The organism is Enterobacter chuandaensis (assembly GCF_039718975.1).
GTDB lineage: Bacteria > Pseudomonadota > Gammaproteobacteria > Enterobacterales > Enterobacteriaceae > Enterobacter > Enterobacter chuandaensis.
The window spans coordinates 1,719,580-1,741,472 of record NZ_CP097173.1; the positions used below are offsets into that span (position 1 = coordinate 1,719,580).

A 21,893-nucleotide genomic window follows, 5' to 3' on the forward strand; every position below is an offset into this window, starting at 1 on the left:
ACATCATCCTGACGTCAGAGGGCGGGCGCCCTCTGACGTTATTCCTTAGGTGCTGTGGTGTTACGCACCGCCTTCCGTGGTGGTTGCCTGAGTCAGCATCAGGCTTACAACGCCGCTGTACTGGCCAGTTTTCAGAATGCCTTTGGTGGTCTGGGAAATGGTCAGAGGCAGAACCGCAGAACCGTTTTCAATGCTGCCCGGGAACAGTTCGGTTCCGGTAAATTCAGCATCGGCCGTGGTCAGGGTTTTGTCGCCCAGCTTCACCGTCATCGGTACGGCCTGATCGCCATCGGTGTTGGTCAGCTGCGCGGCGCTTACCAGACGCACTTTGACGTTGCTGGTGGCTGAGTTTGACCATACTTTGGTATTCAGGCGGTAGCTTTCCAGCCCGCGGCCCGGCAGATACTGCATATCAATACTGGCTGGCAGCGGCGTATTATCGGCCTGCGTCAGGTCAAGCTGTGAATCGACGCTGGCGTTGACGGTAATATCTTTCTGAATTGCCAGCGCGCTGGCAGATGTGGCCATCGCGGTAACGATCATCAGAGGTTTAATAAATTTACGCATTGATATCTCCATATTTTACAAATGAGCACCCTGGCTCTTTAAACAAACCACAAGGGTTTTTACAGTGACGTCGTGTTATTGCACGACGGGTAAGTCAGCTTCCTCAGCGGTTTTTTTCACCCAGTTGAAGTAGCGGAATTTGTATTTCTTGCCGTTTACCTGATTAAGCGTTTTTAATTTCCGCTCGGTATCCGGGTAAATCGTGGCGTCTTCTTTAATCCATTTACAGACGTCGTCTGACTGGCAAATACCAATTTCCCTGAGCGGCACGCGCAGGGTGCCAGCGTTGGTGACGGTCCCACGAGCAGGATCGATATACAGCGAAACGCGCTCCTTTGCGGGGGCAAGATGGACCAGCGCTCCCCAGATCACATTGACCCCTAATTTTGCCGTCGCTGCCGTGTTTTCGGGCTGGCCGGGAATAATGCTGTCCGGCTGTTTCACCCCCTCGAAATAGACTCGCCAGGTGGTCTCTTTTTCCGGCGGCGTCAGTGAAACAAGGCGCACCACGCGCATTGCGCCTGCCGCCAGGGCAAATTTATCGGGCGTCACCACCACGCCGCCTTCTTTCCACGATGCAACGTCAATCTCTTTTTCCTGGGCCGTTCCGGGGTTAAGAATTTTCTTTTGCCTCACCCGGATGAACTGAATATCATCCGTTTTCGATGCCACTTTTATTTGCGCTGCGCCGGAACTATCCACGTTAAGTTCCATTGGATAAACGCTCATATTGGCCATTGTCATTCCTGAGAAAAATGACAGTGACAGCGCGGCGACATAAAACGCGGTTGTCATATTCACTTTTTGTTTCTGTTTCACATTCAGCCTGCCTGCTCTGAGTTCATGTACGGTTTTTAACACCAGGACACCGTCTGCTTTCGTATCGCTTCAGGGCAGGGAAACTTTAACCAGAACAGAAGGTTGTGAGAATTTGTATTAGCTAACTGGCAAAATACAGTGATTTGTCCTGCCTTTCTGGATTTAAAGATGTATAGTTAAAAGAAAATACCGCAACCCAGGATGGGGAGAAAATTCCTGTTGATGAAAAATTAACCTGTTCAGGAGGCGATTTTCTTGCCGATGTCACAGGGATAAAAAAGCATGCGGTAACAGCTGAGAGTGAAATATGTTTTTTATATGCAATAATTCGTTGTTATTTGATCCTGAAGCACATGCGATTAGTCTTGTCGGTCAACCGGAGACGGTATTAACGCTTTCGGCGCCCGCCGTTCGTCTTTTGCAGGAATTTATTCGTCATAAAGGACACGATCTGAGTCGGGAAGAATTGATTACGCGCGTCTGGGAGGAATACGGCTTTACGCCCTCAGGAAATAATCTCAACAAAGCGGTCAGCGAATTACGCAAAAGTTTCCAGCTACTGGGTGAGCAACACGATTATATTGTGACTATACCCCGGCATGGGTTCCGTTTTGTTGCCGACGTTGTTTTTCAGCCTGCGCAAGCCGTTCAACCCGCTGAACCGCAGTCGTTCTCTGTTGTGGCGCAGCCAGAGGCAAAACGTCAGCGTTTTTCCCTAAAATGGGGCGTTGCGGCGGCGGTGCTTTTAGCCTCAGCATTGGGGCTAGGGCTGCTGTTTAACCAGCAGCAGAAAATCGTTATACCGATGAAACCAACACCCGTCGCGCAGAAAATAGCGGGCTGCAGCATCTGGCTTATTAACGATAATGGCCGACCGCTGGTGCTGTCGAAACTGGCGGCGTTACTGGAGGAAAATAACGTGGCGTGCGAGCGGGAAGCGTACAATATTTACTATTTCAGCGCCCGTTTTAACCTTGCCGCTGCCGATGAAGTGTTTATTGGCGCATGCCCGGTCAGTACAACCAGCCTGTGCAAAACTATTCGCTATAAAAGCGGGGCAGAAAAATGAAAATGAGGCTTCTCTTTGCTGCGGGTGGTGCGCTTGCCGGCGGCGCGCTGGCGCTCTTTATTTATTCCGGCGGCATATATAAACGTGATGCGCTGGTTTGCAGTACGGAATTTAACTTTACGCGCAATGAGGGAAAAGCAAGTGAAGTGAAGGTTAATGCCGTTGCCCATTTCTATTTTCATCGGGATGGCACTGGCTTGACCACATATAAAGGGGCAGCGAGCGCGGGCGGGCAATGTCTGATTGTTGACAGAGATGTGGACTTTACCTGGAAACAGCGGGACGATGATAACGTCATTGTGTTGAGCTATACCAAAACCTGGCGTCGGCACAATGACAATACGCCGGATGCCCAGTGGGGTAGCTATGCTAATCCGACCGCACGCTACTATCTGACGATCTCTGAACTCTCACCTTCCGTGTGGCTGATTCAGGACCGTCATTATCCCACCTATATTTGCCGCAAGGAATAAAGCATAAAAAAGGAGAATGCCTCAGGCATTCTCCTTTTAATTTCAGCAGGTCTGCTTAATCGCGGCTGGCGAAGCCCAGGATGCTCAGCAGGCTGACGAAGATGTTGTACAGCGACACATACAGGCTCACGGTCGCGCGGATGTAGTTCGTCTCACCGCCGTGAATGATGTTGCTGGTTTCATACAGGATCGCGCCAGATGACAGCAGGATAAACACCGCACTGATGGCCAGGTGCAGGGCAGGCAGCTGCAGGAAGATGTTCGCCACCATACCAATCAGCACCACCACGATACCCGCCATCAGCATACCGCCGAGGAAGGACATGTCCTTACGCGTGGTCAGCACGTAGGCCGAGCAGCAGAAGAACACCAGCGCGGTACCGCCCAGCGCCATGCCAATCACGTCACCCATACCGGCAGACAGATACGCGTTCAGGATCGGCCCCAGGATGTAACCCAGGAAGCCGGTAAAGGCGAACGCGGACAGGATGCCGACCGGTTTGTCAGCGGTTTTGTAGGTCAGGAACATCAGACCATACATTCCGACCAGCGTCAGGATCAGGCCCGGAGACGGCAGCATCAGCACGGTGCTGGCGGTGGCGGTGATCGCCGAAAACGCCAGCGTCAGGCTGAGCATGAAATAGGTATTGCGCAGCACCTTGTGGGTACTGAGTAGCGATGTGCGGTCGCGTGAGGAAGTAATTATACGATCCATGAGTCACTCTCTTATGACAGATGTAATTAACGGAAAGAATAGGAAACGGCACGCCAGTCTCAAAGTGGTTTTACCCATCTTTACTCAGCACGTTAGCGCTGAAGGTGGTTGTTTATTCTGTAAAAGCATGTGTAACCAGTATGAACAGCGGTTTGCAAGCATTTACCAGATCAACCTCTTATAGGTTACTGAAAAATATTGAGTTATTCCCGTGCGGGCGCTAAGAGTTATCTCCGGATCGTCATAAAACAGACAATAAGGCGAAGGAAATGAAACCACAAACACGCACGCGCTTTACGCTCTCTTTACTTACTGCCGGGATCCTGTGCGCCAGCACGGCAACCTGGGCGGCTAACGTGCCAGCAGGAACAGCGCTGGCCGAAAAACAGGAACTGGTCAGAAATAATGGCAGTGAACCGGCCTCGCTCGACCCGCATAAAGTCGAAAGCGATGTCGAATTCAATATTATCAGTGATTTATTCGAAGGACTGGTGAGCGTCTCCCCATCAGGGGAAATTCAACCCCGGCTGGCGGAAAAATGGGAGAACAAGGACAACACCGTCTGGACGTTCCATTTGCGTCCGGGCATCACCTGGAGCGACGGGACGGCCATAACCGCAGAGGATGTCGTCTGGAGCTGGCAGCGCCTGGTTGATCCCAAAACCGTTTCACCGTACGCCAGCTATCCCGGCAACATGCATATCGTCAACGCGGCCGATATCGCTCAGGGGAAAAAATCCCCCGACACGCTGGGCGTAAAAGCAATTAACGATACCACGCTGGAAGTGACGCTCACCCAACCCAACGCGGCGTTCCTGGCGATGCTGGCGCACCCTTCGCTGGTACCGGTGGATAAAGTGCTGATTGGCCGTTTCGGCGAAAAGTGGACCAAACCGGAGCATTTTGTCAGCAGCGGGGCGTATAAGCTGTCCCAGTGGGTGGTCAATGAACGCATTGTGGCGGAGCGTAACCCGCGCTACTGGGATAACGCGCATACCGTGATTAACAAGGTGACTTATCTGCCCATCACGTCCGAGGCCTCTGACGTAAACCGCTTTAAAGCGGGCGAAATTGATATTGTCTATACGGTGCCGATCAACCAGTTTGCCCAGCTCAGGAAAACACTCGGCAGCCAGCTGGACGTTTCACCTCAGCTTGCGACCTATTACTACGAATTCAATACCACACGTCCGCCGTTTAACGATGCCCGCGTGCGTAAGGCGCTGAACATGGCGCTGGATAAAGACATCATCGCAGAGAAGGTAATGGGGCAGGGGCAGCGCCCGGCGTGGCTGATTAGCCAGCCGGATATCGGCGGAGTCAAGCTGCAGAACCCGGATTACGCCAGCTGGCCGCTGGACAAGCGCATCGCTGAGGCGAAAAAGCTACTCAACGAGGCTGGGTATAACGAAAGCCATCTGCTGAGCTTCAATCTTCTCTATAACACCTCTGAGTCACACCAGCGCATCGCGATTGCCGCCAGCTCCATGTGGAAGAAAAACCTCGGTGTAGACGCGAAGCTGCAAAATCAGGAGTGGAAAACCATGCTGGATACCATGCACACTCACAACTTTGACGCAGTGCGCTACGCCTGGATTGCCGACTATGACGACGCGGCGACCTTCCTGAACAACTTCCGCACCGGCGACAGTGAAAACACCAGCCAGTACAGCAACCCGGACTACGACCAGGCCTTGATCAACGCCGCAAAAGCCAAAACGCCGGCAGAGCGGGGTAAGTTCTACCAGCAGGCGGAAGACCTGTTGGGCCGTGATGTGCCGGCCATTCCGGTTTATCACTACGTGCGTACGCACCTGGTGAAACCGTGGGTGGGCGGATTTACGCCGGATAAGCTGGGGTACTATTACACGAAGGACATGTACATTAAAAAGCACTAAGCCGGTGCTGATAAAATCGTCGATGTGTCGTCAGTTCAACCGATTAAACACGTTTTGACTATTTTTACAGCGAACGAATGGCGCGACTCTTTACAGCGCGCGGTGAGGTGTTTATAGTTCGCCTCACTCAGGAAGTGTGGCCGAGCGGTTGAAGGCACCGGTCTTGAAAACCGGCGACCCGAAAGGGTTCCAGAGTTCGAATCTCTGCGCTTCCGCCAGATATAAACCCCAGGTTACTCGTGAACCTGGGGTTTTTCTTTTTGTCTTACCGCCAGACTCTGGCCATTCCCTCGCTTGCCGGGCGAACGAGCGTAAAACCAAATTTTGCATAAAGCTCAGGCACATCAGCCATTAAACAAACGTACGCCCCTTTACAGGCATGGTTATCCAGCCAGACAACCAGCGTTTCCATAATGACTCTGCCGAGCCCTTTCCCCTGATGAAGGGGATCGACGGCGACGTCGACAATATCGAAATTCAACGCACCGTCCCCCACGATTCGCCCCATACCCACCGGTTTACCCTCATAGAGAATATGCATGCCATAACAGCTGCCGGGCAGCGCTTTTCGGGCCGCCTCCAGCGGGCGAGGGCTAAGACCCGAGATTTCGCGTAGGCGGCAAAAGTCCTCCGCTGTGGGGACGGTTTCAACCACGGTATAGTCAGGCATTAAAAAGCTCCAGTCAGCGTTAAGTCAGATGCCCCAGTCTGGCAGTAAAATGCACTAAAGACGATTTCACGGACCGATCCAGATCACACTTTTAACCTGCCGCTATTCCCCTGTAAAAACCCGGCGTTATCATTCACCCCGTAAATATCTATTCATCTCTTACCGAGGCTTTGATGCTGGAGAATGTTTTCATCAGATAATCAGCTTCTCGCCCTTCTCAGGACGGACTGGTTATCGCTGCGCTTAAACCTTACGCACGCACCTTTGGGTGTGGGCTCGTTTTTACGCATGATGATTACACAGGTTTTCCAGTATGAATTTATCCCGTCAGGAACAACGTACCTTACACGTTCTCGCCAAAGGTGGACGTATTGTGCACGTCCGCGACAGTTCAGGCCGCGTCACGTCCGTTGAGTGCTATACCCGAGAAGGGCTGGTGCTGAGCGACTGCACGCTTAACGTCTTCAAAAAACTCCGCACTAAAAAGCTGATCCGTTCCGTGAACGGGCAGCCTTACCGCATCAACACCACCGGGCTGAACAACGTTCGCGCCCAGCTTGATAATCGTTAAGCGGAATAAACAACGCCACCCGCGGGTGGCGTTGAACGCGACGTTTATGAGCGGATAAAGGCCAGAATGTCGGCGTTGATGGTATCCGCATGGGTGGTATGCATCCCGTGCGGGAAGCCCGGATAAATTTTCAGTACGCTGTTCGCCAGCAGCTTGTCCTGCAGAAGGGCGGCGTTCTTATACGGCACGACCTGATCGTCGTCGCCCTGCATCACCAGAACGGGAACCGTGATGGTTTTCAAATCTTCCGTCTGGTCGGTTTCTGAAAACGCCTTGATCCCCTCATAGTGGGCTTTGGCGCTGCCGATCATGCCCTGACGCCACCAGTTCTGGATCGTACCCTGCGAAACGTCTGCCCCATCCCGATTAAACCCGTAAAAAGGACCGCTGGCGACGTCGAGGTAAAACTGGGCGCGGTTAGCCGCCAGCGCTTTACGGAAGCCGTCGAAAACCTCAATCGGTGTGCCGCCGGGGTTATTATCCGTTTTGACCATCAGAGGCGGGACGGCGCTGACGAGCACCGCTTTAGCGACGCGCCCCTGCGGCTGGCCGTACTTCGCCACGTAGCGGGCGACCTGGCCGCCGCCGGTGGAGTGGCCCACGTGCACGGCATTGCGCAGGTCCAGGCTTTCAACAACGGCCGACGCATCGGAAGCATAATGATCCATATCATGCCCTTCGCTCACCTGATCCGAACGTCCATGACCGCGGCGATCGATAGCGATAACGCGATAGCCTTCCGCAAGGAAAAAGAGCATCTGGTTATCCCAGTCGTCTGCACTTAACGGCCAGCCGTGATGGAAGACAATGGGCTGAGCCTCTTTTGGGCCCCAGTCTTTGTAGTAAATGTTGACGCCGTCTTTTGTTGTTACGAATGCCATACCGCAGACTCTTCTTTTTAAAGACACAACGATCGCTGGCTGAGCGCAGAGCGAACCATTATTGTCTTCATGATGTTGGCTTGTTTTGTTTCCCGTACCGACAGTACCCCTAAAGTGTAGGAGAAATAGTCAACGCGGTGGGTTTCATTCCTGTGAAGGGGAGAGCGAATGATGGCTCTGGAGAGATCCCCGGAGCCATCAGAACAGCGGACTTTAACGGTTCTCTTCAATATAGCGGGCCAGATCGGCCGGGGTTTTCAGCACCGTCGCGACGTCTGTCGGCGGGATCATACAGCCGTAAACGTCCTGAACTTCGAGCACCATGTCGACTGCCAGAATGGAGTCGAGAATATCCGATTCAATCAGCTCATCGTGAAAGCCCACCTTACGGGATAACACTTTTTCGAACAGGGCGAGAATTTCTTGTTCCATCATTTTTCCTGGGATAATTAATGTGTGCGGGCGTAAGCGTCCAGCAGCTTGCGGTCAATTTTGCCGTTAGGATTCAGCGGCAAAGCGTCTTTTACGATAATTTGTGAAGGCACCATGTAGTGGGGCACCACTTTTGCCAGCAAGGTTTTGATCGCATCCGGTTCCAACGCCGTTACGCAGAACGCGGCGATGCGCAGCACGCTGCCGCAGGGTTTCATCAGCGGCATCACCACCGCTTCGTTGATGCCGGACATGGCCAGCAGGCGGTTTTCAATCTCGTTGATCTCAATGCGGTAGCCATTCAGCTTGACCTGGCTGTCGTTGCGGCCCTGGCAGTAGATGAGCCCGTCTTCATAGCCCAGATCGCCGGTCCGGTAGCCGCGAAACGCGTCATGTTCCCGACGCAGCAGTTTTGCCGCGTTCTCCTGCGGCAGGCCGAGGTACCCGCGCATGACGTTTTTACCCCAGATAATCAGCTCGCCCTCGGCGGAAATTTCCATTCGGCTGTCCGGCATCATCACGCCCACAGGCAGCACCGCGCTGTCGCTGTTAAGGATCTCATCCGTGATCTCAACCACGGTTGTCGCGATGGTCGCTTCCGTTGGGCCATAGGAGTTGATGATTTTGGCCTGCGGGAAACGGCGGCGCAGCTGTTTCACCAGCGCTTTATTGAGCACTTCGCCAATGAAGATAAAGACGCTGAGTGCAGGCAAATACTCGCTGTTAAACTGCGGGGAAAGCAGCTGCTGGTAGGCAAAAGAGGGAGTGGAAACCCAGGCGGAGACCGCGTTGCTTTGCAGTCGCTCGAGCCAGTTCACTTTCTGAATATCCTCTTTAGCGTTCAGCACGATGTGGCCTCCCATCGCCAGGTTTGCCAACAGCGGGATCAGGGAGAGGTCAAAGCTGAACACCGCGTGGTTCATCAGCACCGGTTTTTCCGGCAGCGAAAAGTCCTGGCTGACCCACTTCATGAAGTGCCACACGCTTTCACGCCCAATCTGCACGCCTTTCGGTTTGCCGGTGCTGCCTGAGGTGAACATGATATAGGCCAGATCCTGCTCCTCCAGCACCTTACCCGCCTCGCCGGTAGCGATGAACTGCCGCGTCGCCACGTCGTAATAGTAAGGGGCACTGGCCAGGTGGCAGATCTCGCGAAGCCGCTCCTGCGGGTAGATGCAGTCCACCGGGATGTACGGAATGTTGTGCAGCAGGCAGCTATAGATCGCCACGGCGAATTCGGCCTGCTGATGGCCGTACAGCACGATCGGCGTACCGTCAGCGGGCTGGCAGCGTCGATAACGCTCTGCCCAGTCCGTCACGGCAGCGGAAAGCTGGTGCCAGCTCAAAGTTTCGTCGCTGCCGCTGATGGCCCGCTGCTGCGGAGAGGCGGGATCGCGCAGTGCCGCCCGTAAGAAATCCTGCAGTTCCTGAAGATCGGAGTGATTTTTCATAGAGGTGACATTCCACTAAAGATGTAAAGGGATCCTGCGGCGCTTGCCAGCGTCAGAATTCGTCCCAAAAACGCAACGGCGGGATACTGCAAACCGCGGTGTAACGCCGGGCTGCGTTTGGCTGACCACAGCAGCATATTGTGCGCGACGGAAATCGCGCCAAACAGCGCGCCGCTGATAACGTAATGGCGTTCCAGGCCATTCCACGCCCCCATGCAGAACAGGGTGCAAAAAATACCGATATTTTGCGCCAGCGTTTTGTTCTGGCGGAAAAAGTTGAACTTCATCAGGTTCATATAGACGGGCATAAAGACCACGTCTCGCAGCCATTCGGACAGGCTGATGTGGAAGCGGCGCCAAAAATCCTGCGGGTTCTTCGCAAGAAGCGGCATGTTGAAGTTTGCCGGAATGTTCAGCCCAAACAGGCGGCCAGCACCGATGGCCATATTGCTGTAACCCGCAAAATCAAAGTACAGGTAGGCGCTGTAGGCAATCGACATCACCACGCCCACGGTCAGGGTAAACGGCTTATGGCTCCAGGGCTGCACGACGAGCGAATCGATCAGCATGGCAAACAGGAACTTCTGGATAATGCCGGTAATAATTTGCTCCAGCGCCGTTAAAAACTGTTCACGGTTAAGGACAAATACCGGCTTATTCACATCGCTCATCCATGTTCGCCAGCGATACATCGGGCCGGCCAGAATAATAAAGGGCATAAAGAGATAGCAGAAATAGTGCAGGAAATTCTGGCCCTCTTTTTTACTGCGATAGAGCAGCACATCCACAGCGCGGAACGTCATAAAAGAGAGACCGATCATGCCAAAATGATGATTAAGGTGTAATTTCATCAAAAACAGGGGCAGCAGCGTTAAAACGATCGCCTGCCAGGTTTTTAACCATCCCTTTTCTTTTAGCGTAGCGAAGAGATAAAAACAGCAAAAGACGGCCAGAGGGACAATGTAATCACCCTGAAAAATATACCCCCAGCCTAATGCTGTCACCACGGATAAAGAAGTAAGCCAGGTCAGGCGATGGCGTAAAACACGATTAACCAGCGCAAACGCCAGCGCGGATGAAAATAAACAGACAAAAAACATTCCTGAGCTGTACATCATTCGGCCTCAGAATTTTTGATATTCAAAATGCAGCTGCATACTCATGCTGTCATCGACGGCAGTCCATGCAACGACGGTAATTGCCAGCAGGAGATAAAGGAAAAAAAGACGGATCGCGATTTTCATTATTTAAAACTCTGTGCAATAAAGCGAAGCATTGGCACCCAGGCCAGTTCGGTAGGGTGCAGACGATCCCAGTTCCAGCCGTTCTGATACGGCATGGCGTACATATCTAAATACGGGATCTGGTTCTCCTTCAGAATGGTTTGAATTTGCTTATCAAACGGGCGGAAGGTGTCAGTATTGTAAAGCGCCCAGGGGTTAACCGGGTCGACGATAGCAATTACCTGTACGTGATGTGCTTTCAAAAGCTGGACGGTTTTCCTGAGCGCAGCGAACTGCCCTGGCACTACCGGCGTATCATCCCACTGCTGCGGCTTACCGTCCTCGTCGTAAATCGTTTTGTCCATCCACAACGTGGCCGCGCTCTGCTGGCGTTTTTTATTTAACTCGCGGGCATTCGCCAGCGCTTTATCCCAGTCAGGGGAAAGACGGGCGGTTGGCTGTTGAGGCCAGGGCTGCGCCGTCTGTGGCGTAATGTTGAGCAGCGACAGCCAGTCGTTTTTGATCAGGGTACAGAAGTTTGCAAACTGAAAACTTAGCTCGTCCCACATCAGCGCCGGATGCCAGCCATACACGCGCATTTGCCCGAAGGTTAAATGGCTTATCTCTTTCGCATCAATATGCTTCAGGTAATTAACCAGTAACGGGCGCGCCTGCGAATCTTTCATCAGTGGATTAAAAATGGAACCCGGAAAATTGTCCGCATAGATAGCGGGCGGCAGACCTTTTGAATAAAAGCCGTCAGGCGCCAGAAGCAGCACCACTTTACTGTATGCGTTAAGGCTTTTTTTAAAACGCGAGAGGAGTAGAAATTGCGTTTCGTCATCGACAAACGCATCGCCGTATGCCACGACGGGCTGGTGCAATTGCTTATTAAAATAATTATAGACCGCGTAATGTTCATCTTCGGACGTGGCGACCTCAGACGCGCCAAGGAAGAAAATAGCATTTCCTTCTAAGGCATGGGAAATAGTGGCTATTTTTTCCGCCTGTTCTTTTGTCGTCCCTGTCATAGATTTGATCAGCGGCTGAAATTTAAGCGGCGGATCAAAGCTTGTCACCAGCGGGTGAAAACTCAGGGCTAAAATGGCCAAAACGGCCATCAGGATATGTAAGCAAAACGTATTTTTGATTTTCATCATCAACCAGTAAGGCGCTATGACAGTAATGCGTAAAACTCGTGTTATCCGGATTTATTACCATTACAAAACACATGGCCGTCTATTTTTTTGGGCATTCTATACCACAGTGATTTAAAAGGATGAGCGTTGCTGTGTAACGGTATGTACAAGGGGGGAAGGAGGGAGGGCAGGTAAGCGTCCGGGTGACTTTTTGCGCAGTCAAACGCCTGCAGGCAAAAATCGAAAAATTCCTGCTTTACAAGGCGCTAATAGATGTTTATAGTGCGCCTCACTTTGGAAGCGTGGCCGAGCGGTTGAAGGCACCGGTCTTGAAAACCGGCGACCCGAAAGGGTTCTAGAGTTCGAATCTCTACGCTTCCGCCAAATTTGAAACCCAGGTCGTTATGCGACCTGGTTTTTTTTATGCGCAGAAAACCCCTTTCGATCTGTTAATGACGTTCAAATACGGGAACAGGACGTTCTGGCGCTGAGGTGACTTCGTCGATACTGCAGCGGCGTCTGGCGCATCATCTTTTTAAAGCAGGTAATGAAATAGGTTACCTCGCTAAACCCGACGGCCAGCGCAATGGCGTCAATACTTTCATCGCTGTAACGCAAGAGATCGCAGCTGCATTTTATTCGCCGGGTCAGCAAATATTCATGGATAGTACCGCCGGTCTGCTGGCGGAAAATGCGTGAGGTATAGCTGCGCGAAAGCCCCAGGTCGTGGGCCAGCTGGTCGAGCGAAAACTTGCTGGCATAGTGGGCTTCGACCCAGCTCATAATCCGCGAGGCGACGGTCTGCTGGCGCGGCGGGTAGGGCTGCGGCTGTTCGGGCAGAAACGTCATGAGCTGCATCACCAGAAATGCCACCTCACAGGCCTCGGTCTGCTCGTAGCCCTCCAGGCGCTGAAACTGTTCAAGGATCCTCTCGATAAACGTCGCGTGTTCGCTGAGATCGTAAATCTGTGCTGGCAGATTGCTGGCGGCCAGCGCGGCGAACCGGGCCTGATGGCGAGGGAAGGCGCCGAGTGCACTTTCGACGACCGATTGCTCAATGTGCATGGTAGTGCGGTGGTAGGGGTTCTTATCGCTATGATCGACCTGCACTTTGTGCAAACGGAAGGGAGGGAAGATAAATAATCGCCCCGGGCGGGCGGTGTAGTGCTGATTATCCACCACCACGATGCCGTAGCCGCTGGAAATATAGAGCAATTCAACGCATTGATGCCAGTGGTAGTAAATCGCGCTGGTGGTGTACATGCGGTTAAAAGAAATGGCCTGCCGATCGAGCGTTATGCGTTCCAGCAGCTGCGTTTCACCCATTTTACCTCCACAACAACAGATTTAAATTTTTAGGCCATCATTTGTAATTTATCCCCCTCCCGATCGACAAAATCCAGCAAAAATGAAATGGCGGTTTAATTTTGTGAGTCTGCTCACTCAGCGCCGGGAATAAAAGCAGTTACTCTTCATTCAGACGTCGCACGTGTGGCTTTAAAAAAGCCTGATAACAATAACTTATCTCTACCCTCGTGTAATGCGGGAGGACCCTGTGCAACCTGAAAACATTCATCTGGATAATCCACTGACAAGCCGGGAAGAGGTGCTACGGCTGGTCAACGACATGCTGAACGCGGTGGCGCCCTTTTTTAAAAAAGACGCCAGCCGCATTGATTTAGCGAACTTTACCGCTCACTACGGCCAGCAGGTCGCGAGCATGGAAACGTTTTCCCGCCTGCTGTGGGGGGTAACGCCGCTGTTGGCTGGCGGCAGCGAGCCGCAGCACTTCTCTTTCTATATACAGGCGATAAAAAACGGCACCAATCCGCAGCATGCCGATTACTGGGGCGACGTGGCGCCTTACGATCAGCGAATCGTCGAGATGGCGGCCTACGGGCTGCTGCTGGCGCTGGCGGGCGATACCGTACTGGCGCACTTCACCGAGACGGAGAAAGAGAATTTATGGCGCTGGCTAAAGCAGTGCGAGACCCAGGAAATCCCCGATAACAACTGGCACTTCTTTCCGATTCTGGTGCAGGTTGGCTTCCATTATTGCGGCATGCCCACCAACCCGCAGGTGCTGGAAAATCATTTTGCTGCCATCGAGCACTACTATCTCGGCGATGGCTGGTACTCCGATGGTCCGGGGCGGCCGCGTGACTATTACATCTCGATGGGCTTTCATTTCTATGGCCTGATTTACTCGAAGCTCATGGCCGGGGTCGATCCAAAGCGTTGTGCAACGCTGTGTGACCGGGCCGCGCGTTTCTCCTCTGACTTCATCCATTTCTTTGCCGAAGATGGCGCGGCGATCCCGTTTGGCCGTAGCCTGACCTACCGCTTTGCCGAGGTGGCGTTCTGGAGTGCGGCGGCCTTCGCCGGGCTGGAGGTCTTTTCGCCCGGCGTGATGAAGGGCATCGTCTTGCGCCATCTGCGCTGGTGGCTGAAGCAGCCGATATTCGACCGCGACGGCGTACTGAGCGTCGGTTACAGCTATCCGAACCTGGCGATGGCGGAAGACTACAACGCGCCGGGTTCGCCATACTGGGGCCTGAAGACCCTGCTGGTGCTGGCATTAGATGAGGGCAATGCCTTCTGGCAGGCGGCTGAGCTGCCGCTGCCGCCGTTGCCCGCGCAGCACACGATAGCCCACGCGGATCAGGTGGTGGTGCATCAGGCCGACCACCTGTGGATGCTGACGTCCGGTCAGCTGGAGCTGAACAACTTCGTCAATACCGAAGCGAAATACTGCAAATTTGCCTATTCCACCCGCTTTGGCTTCACCATCGAACGCGGGCGCTACGGCCTGAACCATGCCGCGCCCGATTCGATGCTGCTGCTGGCCGAAAAGGATAACTACTGGCGTGGGCGCCGTGAATGCCAGCACGTGGTCACCGCAGACGGCACCATTTACAGCCGCTGGCTGCCGTGGCGCGATGTAGTGATTGAAAGCTGGCTGCTGGCGCTGGGCGACTGGCAGCTGCGCGTCCATCGTATCAATACCCGGCGCGCGCTGGACTGCGCGGAGGGGGGCTTTAGCCTTGCGAACCGCCCGCAGCCGCAGGTCCACGAGAGCGACGGCGCCTGCTGGTTACGCAATGCCCGGGATGTCTCAGCCATTTTCTGTTTACACCCGCACGCCCGCCGCGGCGAGACGGTGTTGACGCCGCCAAACAGTAATCTGCTGTTCGCCGAGCGCGCGGCGGTGCCGCTGCTGCGCGGTGAACTCGACCCCGGCAAGCATGTGTTAATCAGCGCGGTGTGGGCGGGAAATGCCGCCGACTTCGACCCGCAATACTGCCCACAGGCCATCATTAGCGATGACGCGGTACGCTTCGTGACGGCACGACAAGAAACGACGCTCGTTCTGGCCCCGGAGGCATCGCTATGAGCACATCATCGTCCGTACGCGCCGCACAGTACAAAATGAGTACCTTTATTTTTCTTTACTTCTTCACCTGGTCATCCAGCTTTGGCCTGTACGCCTTATGGCTGAGCCAGAAAGTGGGGCTCGATAGCGTCACCATCGGCAGCGTGTTCGCCATCAACGGCGTCTTCGCGGTGGTCCTGAAGCCGGTGTACGGCTACATCATGGACAAAATCGGCATGAGCAAGTGGCTGCTCTATTTTGTCTGCGCCATTTCTGCGCTGATGGCGCCGTTCTTCGCGCTGGTGTACCAGCCGCTGCTGCAAAGCCATGCGATGGCGGGGATTATCATCGGCGCGCTGTATCTGAGCCTGGGCTGGTACGCCGGCGTGGCGGCGTCTGAATCTTACGCCGACCGCTTTAGCCGCCTGTACGGGCTGGAGTTTGGCCGCATCAGAATGTGGGGTTCGCTGGGTTGGGCGATGGCGGCTTCGGTCTCCGGGCTGTTGTTTAATTTCACGCCGCTGGCCAACTTTCTGCTCAGCAGCGGTACCTCGGTGCTGATGCTGCTGGTGCTGATGAGCCTCAAAATCGGCGACGAGCAGCTGCGCAACAACAGCGTCATCTCCGCCAATAAGATCGTTTTTGCCGACGTGCTGATGCTGCTGAAAAACCGCAAATTCTGGATGTTCAGCCTCTACGTTGCCGGGGTGGCGTGGATGATGTTTATCGCAGAGCAGCAGTTCCCGCGCTACTTCGTGTCGTTCTTCGCCACCAAAGAGCAGGGTAATGCCTGGTACGGCTACCTAAGCACCGTCCAGTCGGGGATGGAGTTCGTGATGATGATGTTTATCCCGTGGCTGGTGAACCACTACGGCGCGAAGCGCGGCCTGCTGTTCTGCGGCTGCGTGGTCGGAGCACGGCTGATCGCATCCGGGCTGACCAGCGACCCGATTGTTATCTCCATCATCAAACCGTTTTATGGCGTTGAGATCGCGCTGCTGCTGATTTCGGTCTTCAAATACATCGCCGAACATTTCCATCGTCGGGTTAACGCCACGATGTACCTGCTGGGCTATCAGGCGATGATTTACGTGGGTTCGATTGTGGTCGCTCCGCCCGCCGGCTATCTGTACGACAGGATAGGCTTTGAGCATACCTATCTGCTGATGGGCTGCTGCGCCCTGATGTTTACGCTGATTTCCGCCTTTACGCTATCGCGCTGCCAGTCGAATCGCGATGTTTCACGACCCTTTGCTCCGGCTTTAGATACCGCCCCGGTTGAACCGGCCAAACATTAATTCAGGAGTTGTTATGACCAAATCTGTTATCACCGAAGCGCTGCGGCCGATCGAACTGCATCAGGTCGATCGCCTGGCGCTGAGCCAGAAGCTGGAAGCGGCCTTAACCCGCGTCACGCGCAAGCTCGACAAGAATATTGTCGCCTTCGGCGATAAGTTCCCCGGTGAAGCCTGTGAGAAGGGGGTCTGGCCGCGCACCGATAACGTGGAATGGACCACCAGCTTTTGGCCAGGCCAGCTGTGGCTGGCGTGGGAGATGACCGGCAAAGCGCATTATCGCGAAGCCGCCGAGCGCTATTTACCGTCGTTCGCCCGGCGTATTGAGCAGCGCATCGACACCGCCACGCACGATCTCGGGTTCCTCTATTCGCTCTCCTGCATCAGCGCCTGGCGGCTCACCGGCAACGAAGCCGCTCGCCAGTCGGCGCTGCTGGCGGCAGAGCGCCTGATGGAGCGTTTTAACCCGACGGCCAGCATTATTCAGGCGTGGGGTGATTTAAACGACCCGGAGCAGCAGGGGCGAATGATCATCGACTGCAATATGAACCTGCTGCTGCTGTACTGGGCCAGCGAACAGACCGGGGATCCGCGCTATGCGCAGGCGGCGACGGCTCACGCCGGACAGGCAGCGAACTATATCGTGCGTGAAGATGCCTCGACGTATCACACTTACTATATGGATGTGCAGACGGGTGAGCCGCGCTTTGGTAATACCCATCAGGGCTACAGCGATACCTCGTGCTGGTCGCGCGGCCAGGCATGGGGCATTTACGGCTTTCTGCTCAGCTATCAGCACACCGGCGATAAGCAGATGGTTGAGCTGTCACGCAGCCTGGCGCATTACTTCCTCAACCGTCTGCCGGAAGATGATGTGTGCCACTGGGATCTGGCCCTGCTCGGTACCGATGCCGTGCGCGACAGTTCAGCGGCGGCGATTGCCGCCTGCGGCCTGCTGGAGCTGGTCAAGGCGCTGCCGATGCTCGACGCACACCGCGCGTATTATGAAGAGATGGCGCTGCGTATTGCGCAGTCGCTGACCGATAACTACCTTGCTCATGACGACGATCCGACCGAAGGGCTGCTGCAGCACTCGGTTTATCATATGGGCAGCGGTAAGGGCGTCGATCAGTGCTGTAGCTGGGGAGACTATTTTTATCTTGAGCTGCTGGTGCGGCTGCGACAGATTTGGCACCCGTACTGGTAACCCTTAAGCAATGGAGAGCAAGATGAAAAGCGTAGCCGTGCTATTAGCCCCCGGTTTTGAAGAGGGGGAAGCGATTGTCACTATCGATATCCTGCGCCGCCTGAATATTACGGTGCAGACGATTGCCTGCGGCGAGAGTCGCGAAGTGGTGAGCTATCACGCCATCCCAATGGTGGCGGATAGCACCCTCAAGGCCAGCCTCGATCGGACCTTTAATGCCGTGGTGTTACCGGGCGGCCCGGAAGGCAGCGTCAACCTGGCGAAAAGCGCGGAGGTGATTGCCTTCGTTCGCCGCCATGATGAAGCGGGCAAATATATCTGCCCGATCTGCTCCGCCGCCGCCCGCGTGCTGGGCGGCAACGGACTGCTCAAAGGGCGCCGCTATGTCTGTTCCGGCGAGTTGTGGAAAACGGTCAGCGACGGCATTTACGTCGATACCGACGTGGTGGAAGACGGCAATCTGCTGAGCGGCCGCGGGCTGGGCAACGTGTTTGATTTCGCCTTTACCCTGGCGGCGCGATTACAGGGCGATGGGGCACTGGCGCACGAGCAGGCCAGTCATATTGAGTACGCGTGGCAGGATAGCGAGCCCGTTTACGGGCTGGCAAAGTGCGATTTGTGAGTGTCGCCCGGCGGCGCTACGCTTGCACGGGCCTACAATAAAACGTGCAACCCATTGAAAAACCTGAGAAATGCAGGCCGGGTAAGCGCAGTGCCACCCGGCAAGAAAAACTGTGCAGGTGGTTTACAGCCCGATCACCAGCTCCCCCGAATGGCTCCGCGAGCAGCACAGCGCCACCTGCTGGTCCGGCGCGCCTTTTTCCGCCTCCGACTGCACGCTATCCCGGTGATCCACCGCGCCGTCAATCACCGGCGTCAGGCAGGCGCCGCAGATCCCCATTTCGCAGGACAGCGGCACGTCCACGCCGTTTTCCTGCAAAACCTGGGCGATGGTTTTGTCCGCAGGCACCGGCCAGCGCTCGCCGGTGGAGGCGAGTTTGACCGTAAAGATCTCGCCCGCGACGCCGCTTGTGACAGGGGGGGCGGGCTGAAACGCCTCGCTGTGAAGATGGCCATCCTCCCATCCCTTCGCCGTGGCGACCTCACGCACTTTTTCCATAAACCCTGTCGGACCGCAGATCCAGGCGTGAAGCCCCGCCTCAGCCGCCGGGAGATGTTCTGCCAGCGTGGATCGCGGGCTGGTGGTATGAATAATGCTGTCACCGCACTGCGAGAGCGCGTGCGCAAACGCCGCGCTTTCGCGGTTTCTGACGTAATAGTGCAGCGTAAACGGCGTTCCGGTCGCCTTCAGCTGCAATGCCATTGCATACAGCGGCGTAATGCCAATTCCCGCCGCCAGCAGCAATACCCGCTCTGCCTGACGTAGCGGAAAGAGATTGCGCGGGGTCGAGATCGAAAGCGTCTGGCCCGGACGCAGCGTCTCGTGAACGTAGCGTGAGCCGCCGCGCGAGGCGTTTTCCCGCCCCACGCAGATAAGATAGCTCTCGTCCTGACATGACCCGGTCAGGGAATACTGGCGCACCACGCCGCACGGCAGATGCACATCAATGTGCGCGCCGGGCTGCCACGGCGGCAGCGCTTCACCGTTTTTAGCCACCAGCCGGACGGCGAGGCTTTTATCCCCCTCGCGCCACAGCCCGTCAACGATCACGTTCAGCATATCGGCCTCCGTCATACCAGGAAAAATTCGCCAAAGCCCATTTTTTTCAGTCCCCGACGATAGGCAATCGAGCTTTTATCCGCCGGAATATGGGCTTCCAGGGTCAGATCCAGCGGCAGACTTTCCGGGCGCTGGGTTTCCACCATCAGGCGATCTTCTTCAAAAATGCGCAGGTTAAAGGCATGCACATCCTCAACCGGAATATGCAGATCAACGTTGCGGGCGATGGGCGCGAACATGCGGGTCACGCGCGACGAGACGGGCGAGGCGGCGTTCATAATCACCAGCCGCGATTCACCCGGAAAATGAATCGTCAGGGTAGCGGTAAACGGCAGATGCATTTCAAAATGGCGCAGCCACTGGAACCCTTCTGGTGCCTGCACGTCCGAACTGGCAGGATAGTTGCTCACGGAGCTCCAGTAATCGGCCACGAAACCGAACGGCGTCTCCTGCGGTTGATAGGTGGGGACAAGCTGATTATTGGGATCGGCAAAGGTATCGGTATGGATCCACGCAAAGTGGGCAACATCCAGAAACCCCTCCACCTGGCGCCCGGCGAAGCCGTTCACCTCAAAGGCCGGGCAGTTGATCTGCTGAAATCCGTCGTCGTCCCAGTGCGGCATGGCAGGCAGCGGCGCAGGATTGTCCGGGTCAAACGCCAGGCAGGTCCAGATCAGGCCGAAGCGCTCTTCCACCGCGTAGTTAATCAGGTTCAGCTTCGCCGGAACGGGCTGGTCGGGGCTGGACGGAATACGGTTGCAGCGCCCGTCTTCACCAAAGCGGAGGCCGTGGTAAGGGCAGATAATCCCGTGCTCATCGTGAAAGCCGAGCGTCAGCGGCACGCCGCGGTGCGGACACACGTCTTTTGCGACCACAATCTGGTCGTTAATCCGGTAAATCACCAGCTGTTCATCCAGCAGGGTGGCTTTGACCGGCGCCGGGCCGACGTCGCAGGCGCGCGCAACCGGATGCCAGCATTTCGCCAGGCGCAGCCAGTCCTCTGGCTCAAACGTGCAGTGGGCGGGTGGAGTCGGTTCTCTTTTCATCGTTATCCCTCTTGTTCAGCCTAACGGGCCGCCCTGAATGGTCTCGCACAGACCGTTGATAATGCGCTCTCCGGTCTCCTCTTTGAGCTCCTGATACCAGGCCTGTGTCAACGCCATGTCTTTCCCGTGGGTGACGTCGCAGCGTTTACGCGCCTTCAGCACCAGGTCGCGCACACGGGCGCAGCGCAGGGCTTCGTACTGCCGCAGGGCCAGCGTAATGCTGTGGTTTTCACGCAGGCATTCGCCCAGCACGACGGCGTCTTCCATCGCCGCACAGCCGCCCTGGCCGATGTCCGGCGTGGTGCTGTGCGCGGCATCACCGAGCAACGCAACGTTGCCGCGCACCAGGCTGTCAAACGGCTCGATGTCGTGGATTTCAATACGGTTGGTGGTTTCGGGATCCAGCGCGGCGATAAGCTTCTGCACCGGCGGCGCCCAGCCGCGGAAGTAGCCCGTGAGATCGGCGCGCAGGGTGGTGCGATCCTCCGCCAGGCCCGCGGGCAGCGGCACGTCAAAAAAGAAGTAGAAGCGTCCGCCGGAGACGGGCATCAGCGACACGCGTTTGCCTTCGCCAACGAAGGTGGTCCACTGGTGCGCCGGGGCAATCTCTTCGTCAATCTCCACCAGCCCGTTCCAGTTCACGTACCCGGCGTAGCGGCGCTCCGGGGTATAGCCCAGCACATACGGGCGAACCGCAGAGTGGCTGCCGTCGGCGGCAATCAGGAAATCCCCGGCTGCCGTGGTGCCATCGGTAAAGGTCACGGTGACACCCGCGTTATCTTCACTTACGCGTTCGACGCGCTTGCCAAACTGCACGTTATCACGCCCCCAGAAGTCCAGCATTTCGCGCTGGAGCTCGGTGCGCGAGACGGGGCAGGGGCGGCCTCCGGTACGCTCAACCAGCGGGGCAAGGCTAAAGCGGGTCAGGGTATCGCCGCGCCGGTAATCCTTGTAGGCCATAAAACGCATCGGCCCGCCCCAGGTCTCGATAATGTCGCCCATGCCAAGATGCTGCATACATTTCACGCCGTTTGGCCAGATGGAGATTGCCGCCCCGACGGGCCGGATCTCTTTTACGGCTTCGAACACGGTACAGTCGATGCCCGCTTTCTTTAGCGCGACGGCGGCGCTCAGGCCGCCAATGCCCGCGCCAATGACGATTGCTCTCATGCTTCTCTCCTTTTGCAGGGTGTAACAACATTCAGCAATTTGCGTACCAGGCTGCAGAGTGGCGAAAACGGCGTTGTGGGAGGGGAGTTTGCACTGCTAAGGTGCGCAAATGCGGTGAACATGCCTTTTTATGAATCAATAACTTCCTGTTCAGCCATACGGAATCGACCGTTTCACACTGCCCACAAGAGTGGCGTGGTTTGTGCAACAGCC

At 55.5% G+C, this 21,893-nt stretch carries 21 protein-coding genes and 2 tRNA genes; 10 read left to right on the forward strand and 13 right to left on the reverse strand.

Annotation, left to right across the window (positions count from 1 at the left end; all coding sequences use genetic code 11):
• Window positions 1-60 precede the first annotated feature (60 nt).
• On the reverse strand, window positions 61-567 hold the full coding sequence (locus MX657_RS08215; RefSeq protein ID WP_119914929.1) for a CS1 type fimbrial major subunit: 507 nt from the start codon (window positions 565-567) through the stop codon (window positions 61-63).
• A gap of 75 nt (window positions 568-642) precedes the next feature.
• Entirely contained in the window at window positions 643-1,305 is a 663-nt protein-coding gene (locus MX657_RS08220) for a fimbrial protein (protein ID WP_265194157.1), read from the reverse strand.
• 388 nt (window positions 1,306-1,693) lie between these two features.
• On the opposite strand from MX657_RS08220, the gene MX657_RS08225 reads away from it, so the two are divergent.
• Together MX657_RS08225 and MX657_RS08230 are read left to right on the forward strand one after the other, a co-directional pair.
• Window positions 1,694-2,455 carry a winged helix-turn-helix domain-containing protein gene (locus MX657_RS08225; RefSeq protein ID WP_429844736.1) on the forward strand — a complete coding sequence of 254 codons (762 nt, stop codon included), beginning with the start codon at window positions 1,694-1,696 and terminating at the stop codon, window positions 2,453-2,455.
• The gene (locus tag MX657_RS08230) at window positions 2,452-2,928 is read left to right on the forward strand and encodes a hypothetical protein (protein WP_119914927.1); all 477 of its coding nucleotides are present in this window, start codon (window positions 2,452-2,454) and stop codon (window positions 2,926-2,928) included. Before MX657_RS08225 ends, MX657_RS08230 begins: the two co-directional genes overlap by 4 nt.
• 55 nt (window positions 2,929-2,983) lie before the next feature.
• On the opposite strand, the gene yccA is transcribed toward MX657_RS08230, so the two are convergent.
• Window positions 2,984-3,643, reverse strand: a complete 660-nt coding sequence (gene yccA / locus MX657_RS08235) for an FtsH protease modulator YccA (protein ID WP_013097244.1) — start codon at window positions 3,641-3,643, stop codon at window positions 2,984-2,986.
• Between the two features lie 269 nt (window positions 3,644-3,912).
• Here yccA and MX657_RS08240 point away from each other — a divergent pair, with 269 nt between their 5' ends.
• Window positions 3,913-5,541, forward strand: coding sequence for an ABC transporter substrate-binding protein (locus tag MX657_RS08240; RefSeq protein ID WP_346808032.1), 1,629 nt, complete (start codon window positions 3,913-3,915; stop codon window positions 5,539-5,541).
• A gap of 130 nt (window positions 5,542-5,671) precedes the next feature.
• Window positions 5,672-5,759 (forward strand) — tRNA-Ser (locus MX657_RS08245).
• A gap of 47 nt (window positions 5,760-5,806) precedes the next feature.
• Here MX657_RS08245 and MX657_RS08250 read toward each other — a convergent pair.
• A complete protein-coding gene (locus MX657_RS08250; RefSeq protein WP_346808034.1) occupies window positions 5,807-6,211 on the reverse strand; it encodes a GNAT family N-acetyltransferase in 405 nt (134 codons plus the stop codon).
• A gap of 313 nt (window positions 6,212-6,524) precedes the next feature.
• Here MX657_RS08250 and MX657_RS08255 point away from each other — a divergent pair, with 313 nt between their 5' ends.
• The gene (locus MX657_RS08255; protein ID WP_032674491.1) at window positions 6,525-6,782 is read left to right on the forward strand and encodes a YjhX family toxin; all 258 of its coding nucleotides are present in this window, start codon (window positions 6,525-6,527) and stop codon (window positions 6,780-6,782) included.
• A 44-nt stretch (window positions 6,783-6,826) separates the two neighbouring features.
• Here the strand turns inward: MX657_RS08255 and MX657_RS08260 are convergent, their stop codons facing one another.
• From MX657_RS08260 to MX657_RS08280, 5 genes are all read right to left on the reverse strand, one after another.
• Entirely contained in the window at window positions 6,827-7,663 is an 837-nt protein-coding gene (locus MX657_RS08260) for an alpha/beta fold hydrolase (protein WP_080327648.1), read from the reverse strand.
• Between the two features lie 213 nt (window positions 7,664-7,876).
• Window positions 7,877-8,095, reverse strand: a complete 219-nt coding sequence (locus MX657_RS08265) for an acyl carrier protein (RefSeq protein ID WP_008499867.1) — start codon at window positions 8,093-8,095, stop codon at window positions 7,877-7,879.
• 17 nt (window positions 8,096-8,112) lie between these two features.
• The gene (locus MX657_RS08270; RefSeq protein WP_346808036.1) at window positions 8,113-9,546 is read right to left on the reverse strand and encodes an AMP-binding protein; all 1,434 of its coding nucleotides are present in this window, start codon (window positions 9,544-9,546) and stop codon (window positions 8,113-8,115) included.
• Window positions 9,543-10,661: an MBOAT family O-acyltransferase gene (locus MX657_RS08275; RefSeq protein ID WP_119914923.1), complete on the reverse strand. Its 1,119-nt coding sequence runs from the start codon at window positions 10,659-10,661 to the stop codon at window positions 9,543-9,545. Before MX657_RS08275 ends, MX657_RS08270 begins: the two co-directional genes overlap by 4 nt.
• A 128-nt stretch (window positions 10,662-10,789) precedes the next feature.
• A complete protein-coding gene (locus MX657_RS08280; protein WP_346808536.1) occupies window positions 10,790-11,926 on the reverse strand; it encodes a D-alanyl-lipoteichoic acid biosynthesis protein DltD in 1,137 nt (378 codons plus the stop codon).
• A 278-nt stretch (window positions 11,927-12,204) separates the two neighbouring features.
• Here MX657_RS08280 and MX657_RS08285 point away from each other — a divergent pair.
• Window positions 12,205-12,292, forward strand: a tRNA-Ser gene (locus MX657_RS08285).
• Between the two features lie 75 nt (window positions 12,293-12,367).
• On the opposite strand, the gene MX657_RS08290 is transcribed toward MX657_RS08285, so the two are convergent.
• Window positions 12,368-13,234, reverse strand: coding sequence for an AraC family transcriptional regulator (locus tag MX657_RS08290; RefSeq protein ID WP_346808037.1), 867 nt, complete (start codon window positions 13,232-13,234; stop codon window positions 12,368-12,370).
• Between the two features lie 229 nt (window positions 13,235-13,463).
• Here MX657_RS08290 and MX657_RS08295 point away from each other — a divergent pair, with 229 nt between their 5' ends.
• Genes MX657_RS08295 through MX657_RS08310 form a run of 4 tightly spaced genes read left to right on the forward strand, consistent with a single transcriptional unit; the run spans window position 13,464 to window position 18,405 of the window.
• A complete protein-coding gene (locus MX657_RS08295; RefSeq protein WP_346808039.1) occupies window positions 13,464-15,302 on the forward strand; it encodes a DUF2264 domain-containing protein in 1,839 nt (612 codons plus the stop codon).
• Complete coding sequence (locus MX657_RS08300; RefSeq protein WP_320727927.1) at window positions 15,299-16,579, forward strand: oligosaccharide MFS transporter; 1,281 nt, start codon at window positions 15,299-15,301, stop codon at window positions 16,577-16,579. The genes MX657_RS08295 and MX657_RS08300 overlap by 4 nt, the downstream gene beginning before the upstream one ends.
• A gap of 13 nt (window positions 16,580-16,592) precedes the next feature.
• Window positions 16,593-17,783 carry a glycoside hydrolase family 88 protein gene (locus MX657_RS08305; protein ID WP_346808041.1) on the forward strand — a complete coding sequence of 397 codons (1,191 nt, stop codon included), beginning with the start codon at window positions 16,593-16,595 and terminating at the stop codon, window positions 17,781-17,783.
• 22 nt (window positions 17,784-17,805) lie between these two features.
• Complete coding sequence (locus MX657_RS08310) at window positions 17,806-18,405, forward strand: DJ-1/PfpI family protein (RefSeq protein ID WP_346808043.1); 600 nt, start codon at window positions 17,806-17,808, stop codon at window positions 18,403-18,405.
• 123 nt (window positions 18,406-18,528) lie between these two features.
• On the opposite strand, the gene MX657_RS08315 is transcribed toward MX657_RS08310, so the two are convergent.
• Genes MX657_RS08315 through hpxO form a run of 3 tightly spaced genes read right to left on the reverse strand, consistent with a single transcriptional unit; the run spans window position 18,529 to window position 21,680 of the window.
• Window positions 18,529-19,464, reverse strand: coding sequence for a PDR/VanB family oxidoreductase (locus tag MX657_RS08315; RefSeq protein ID WP_346808045.1), 936 nt, complete (start codon window positions 19,462-19,464; stop codon window positions 18,529-18,531).
• 11 nt (window positions 19,465-19,475) lie between these two features.
• Window positions 19,476-20,510: a molybdenum cofactor-independent xanthine hydroxylase subunit HpxD gene (gene hpxD, locus MX657_RS08320; protein WP_217479861.1), complete on the reverse strand. Its 1,035-nt coding sequence runs from the start codon at window positions 20,508-20,510 to the stop codon at window positions 19,476-19,478.
• Between the two features lie 15 nt (window positions 20,511-20,525).
• Window positions 20,526-21,680: an FAD-dependent urate hydroxylase HpxO gene (gene hpxO, locus MX657_RS08325; protein WP_346808047.1), complete on the reverse strand. Its 1,155-nt coding sequence runs from the start codon at window positions 21,678-21,680 to the stop codon at window positions 20,526-20,528.
• Between the last annotated feature and the right edge of the window lie 213 nt (window positions 21,681-21,893).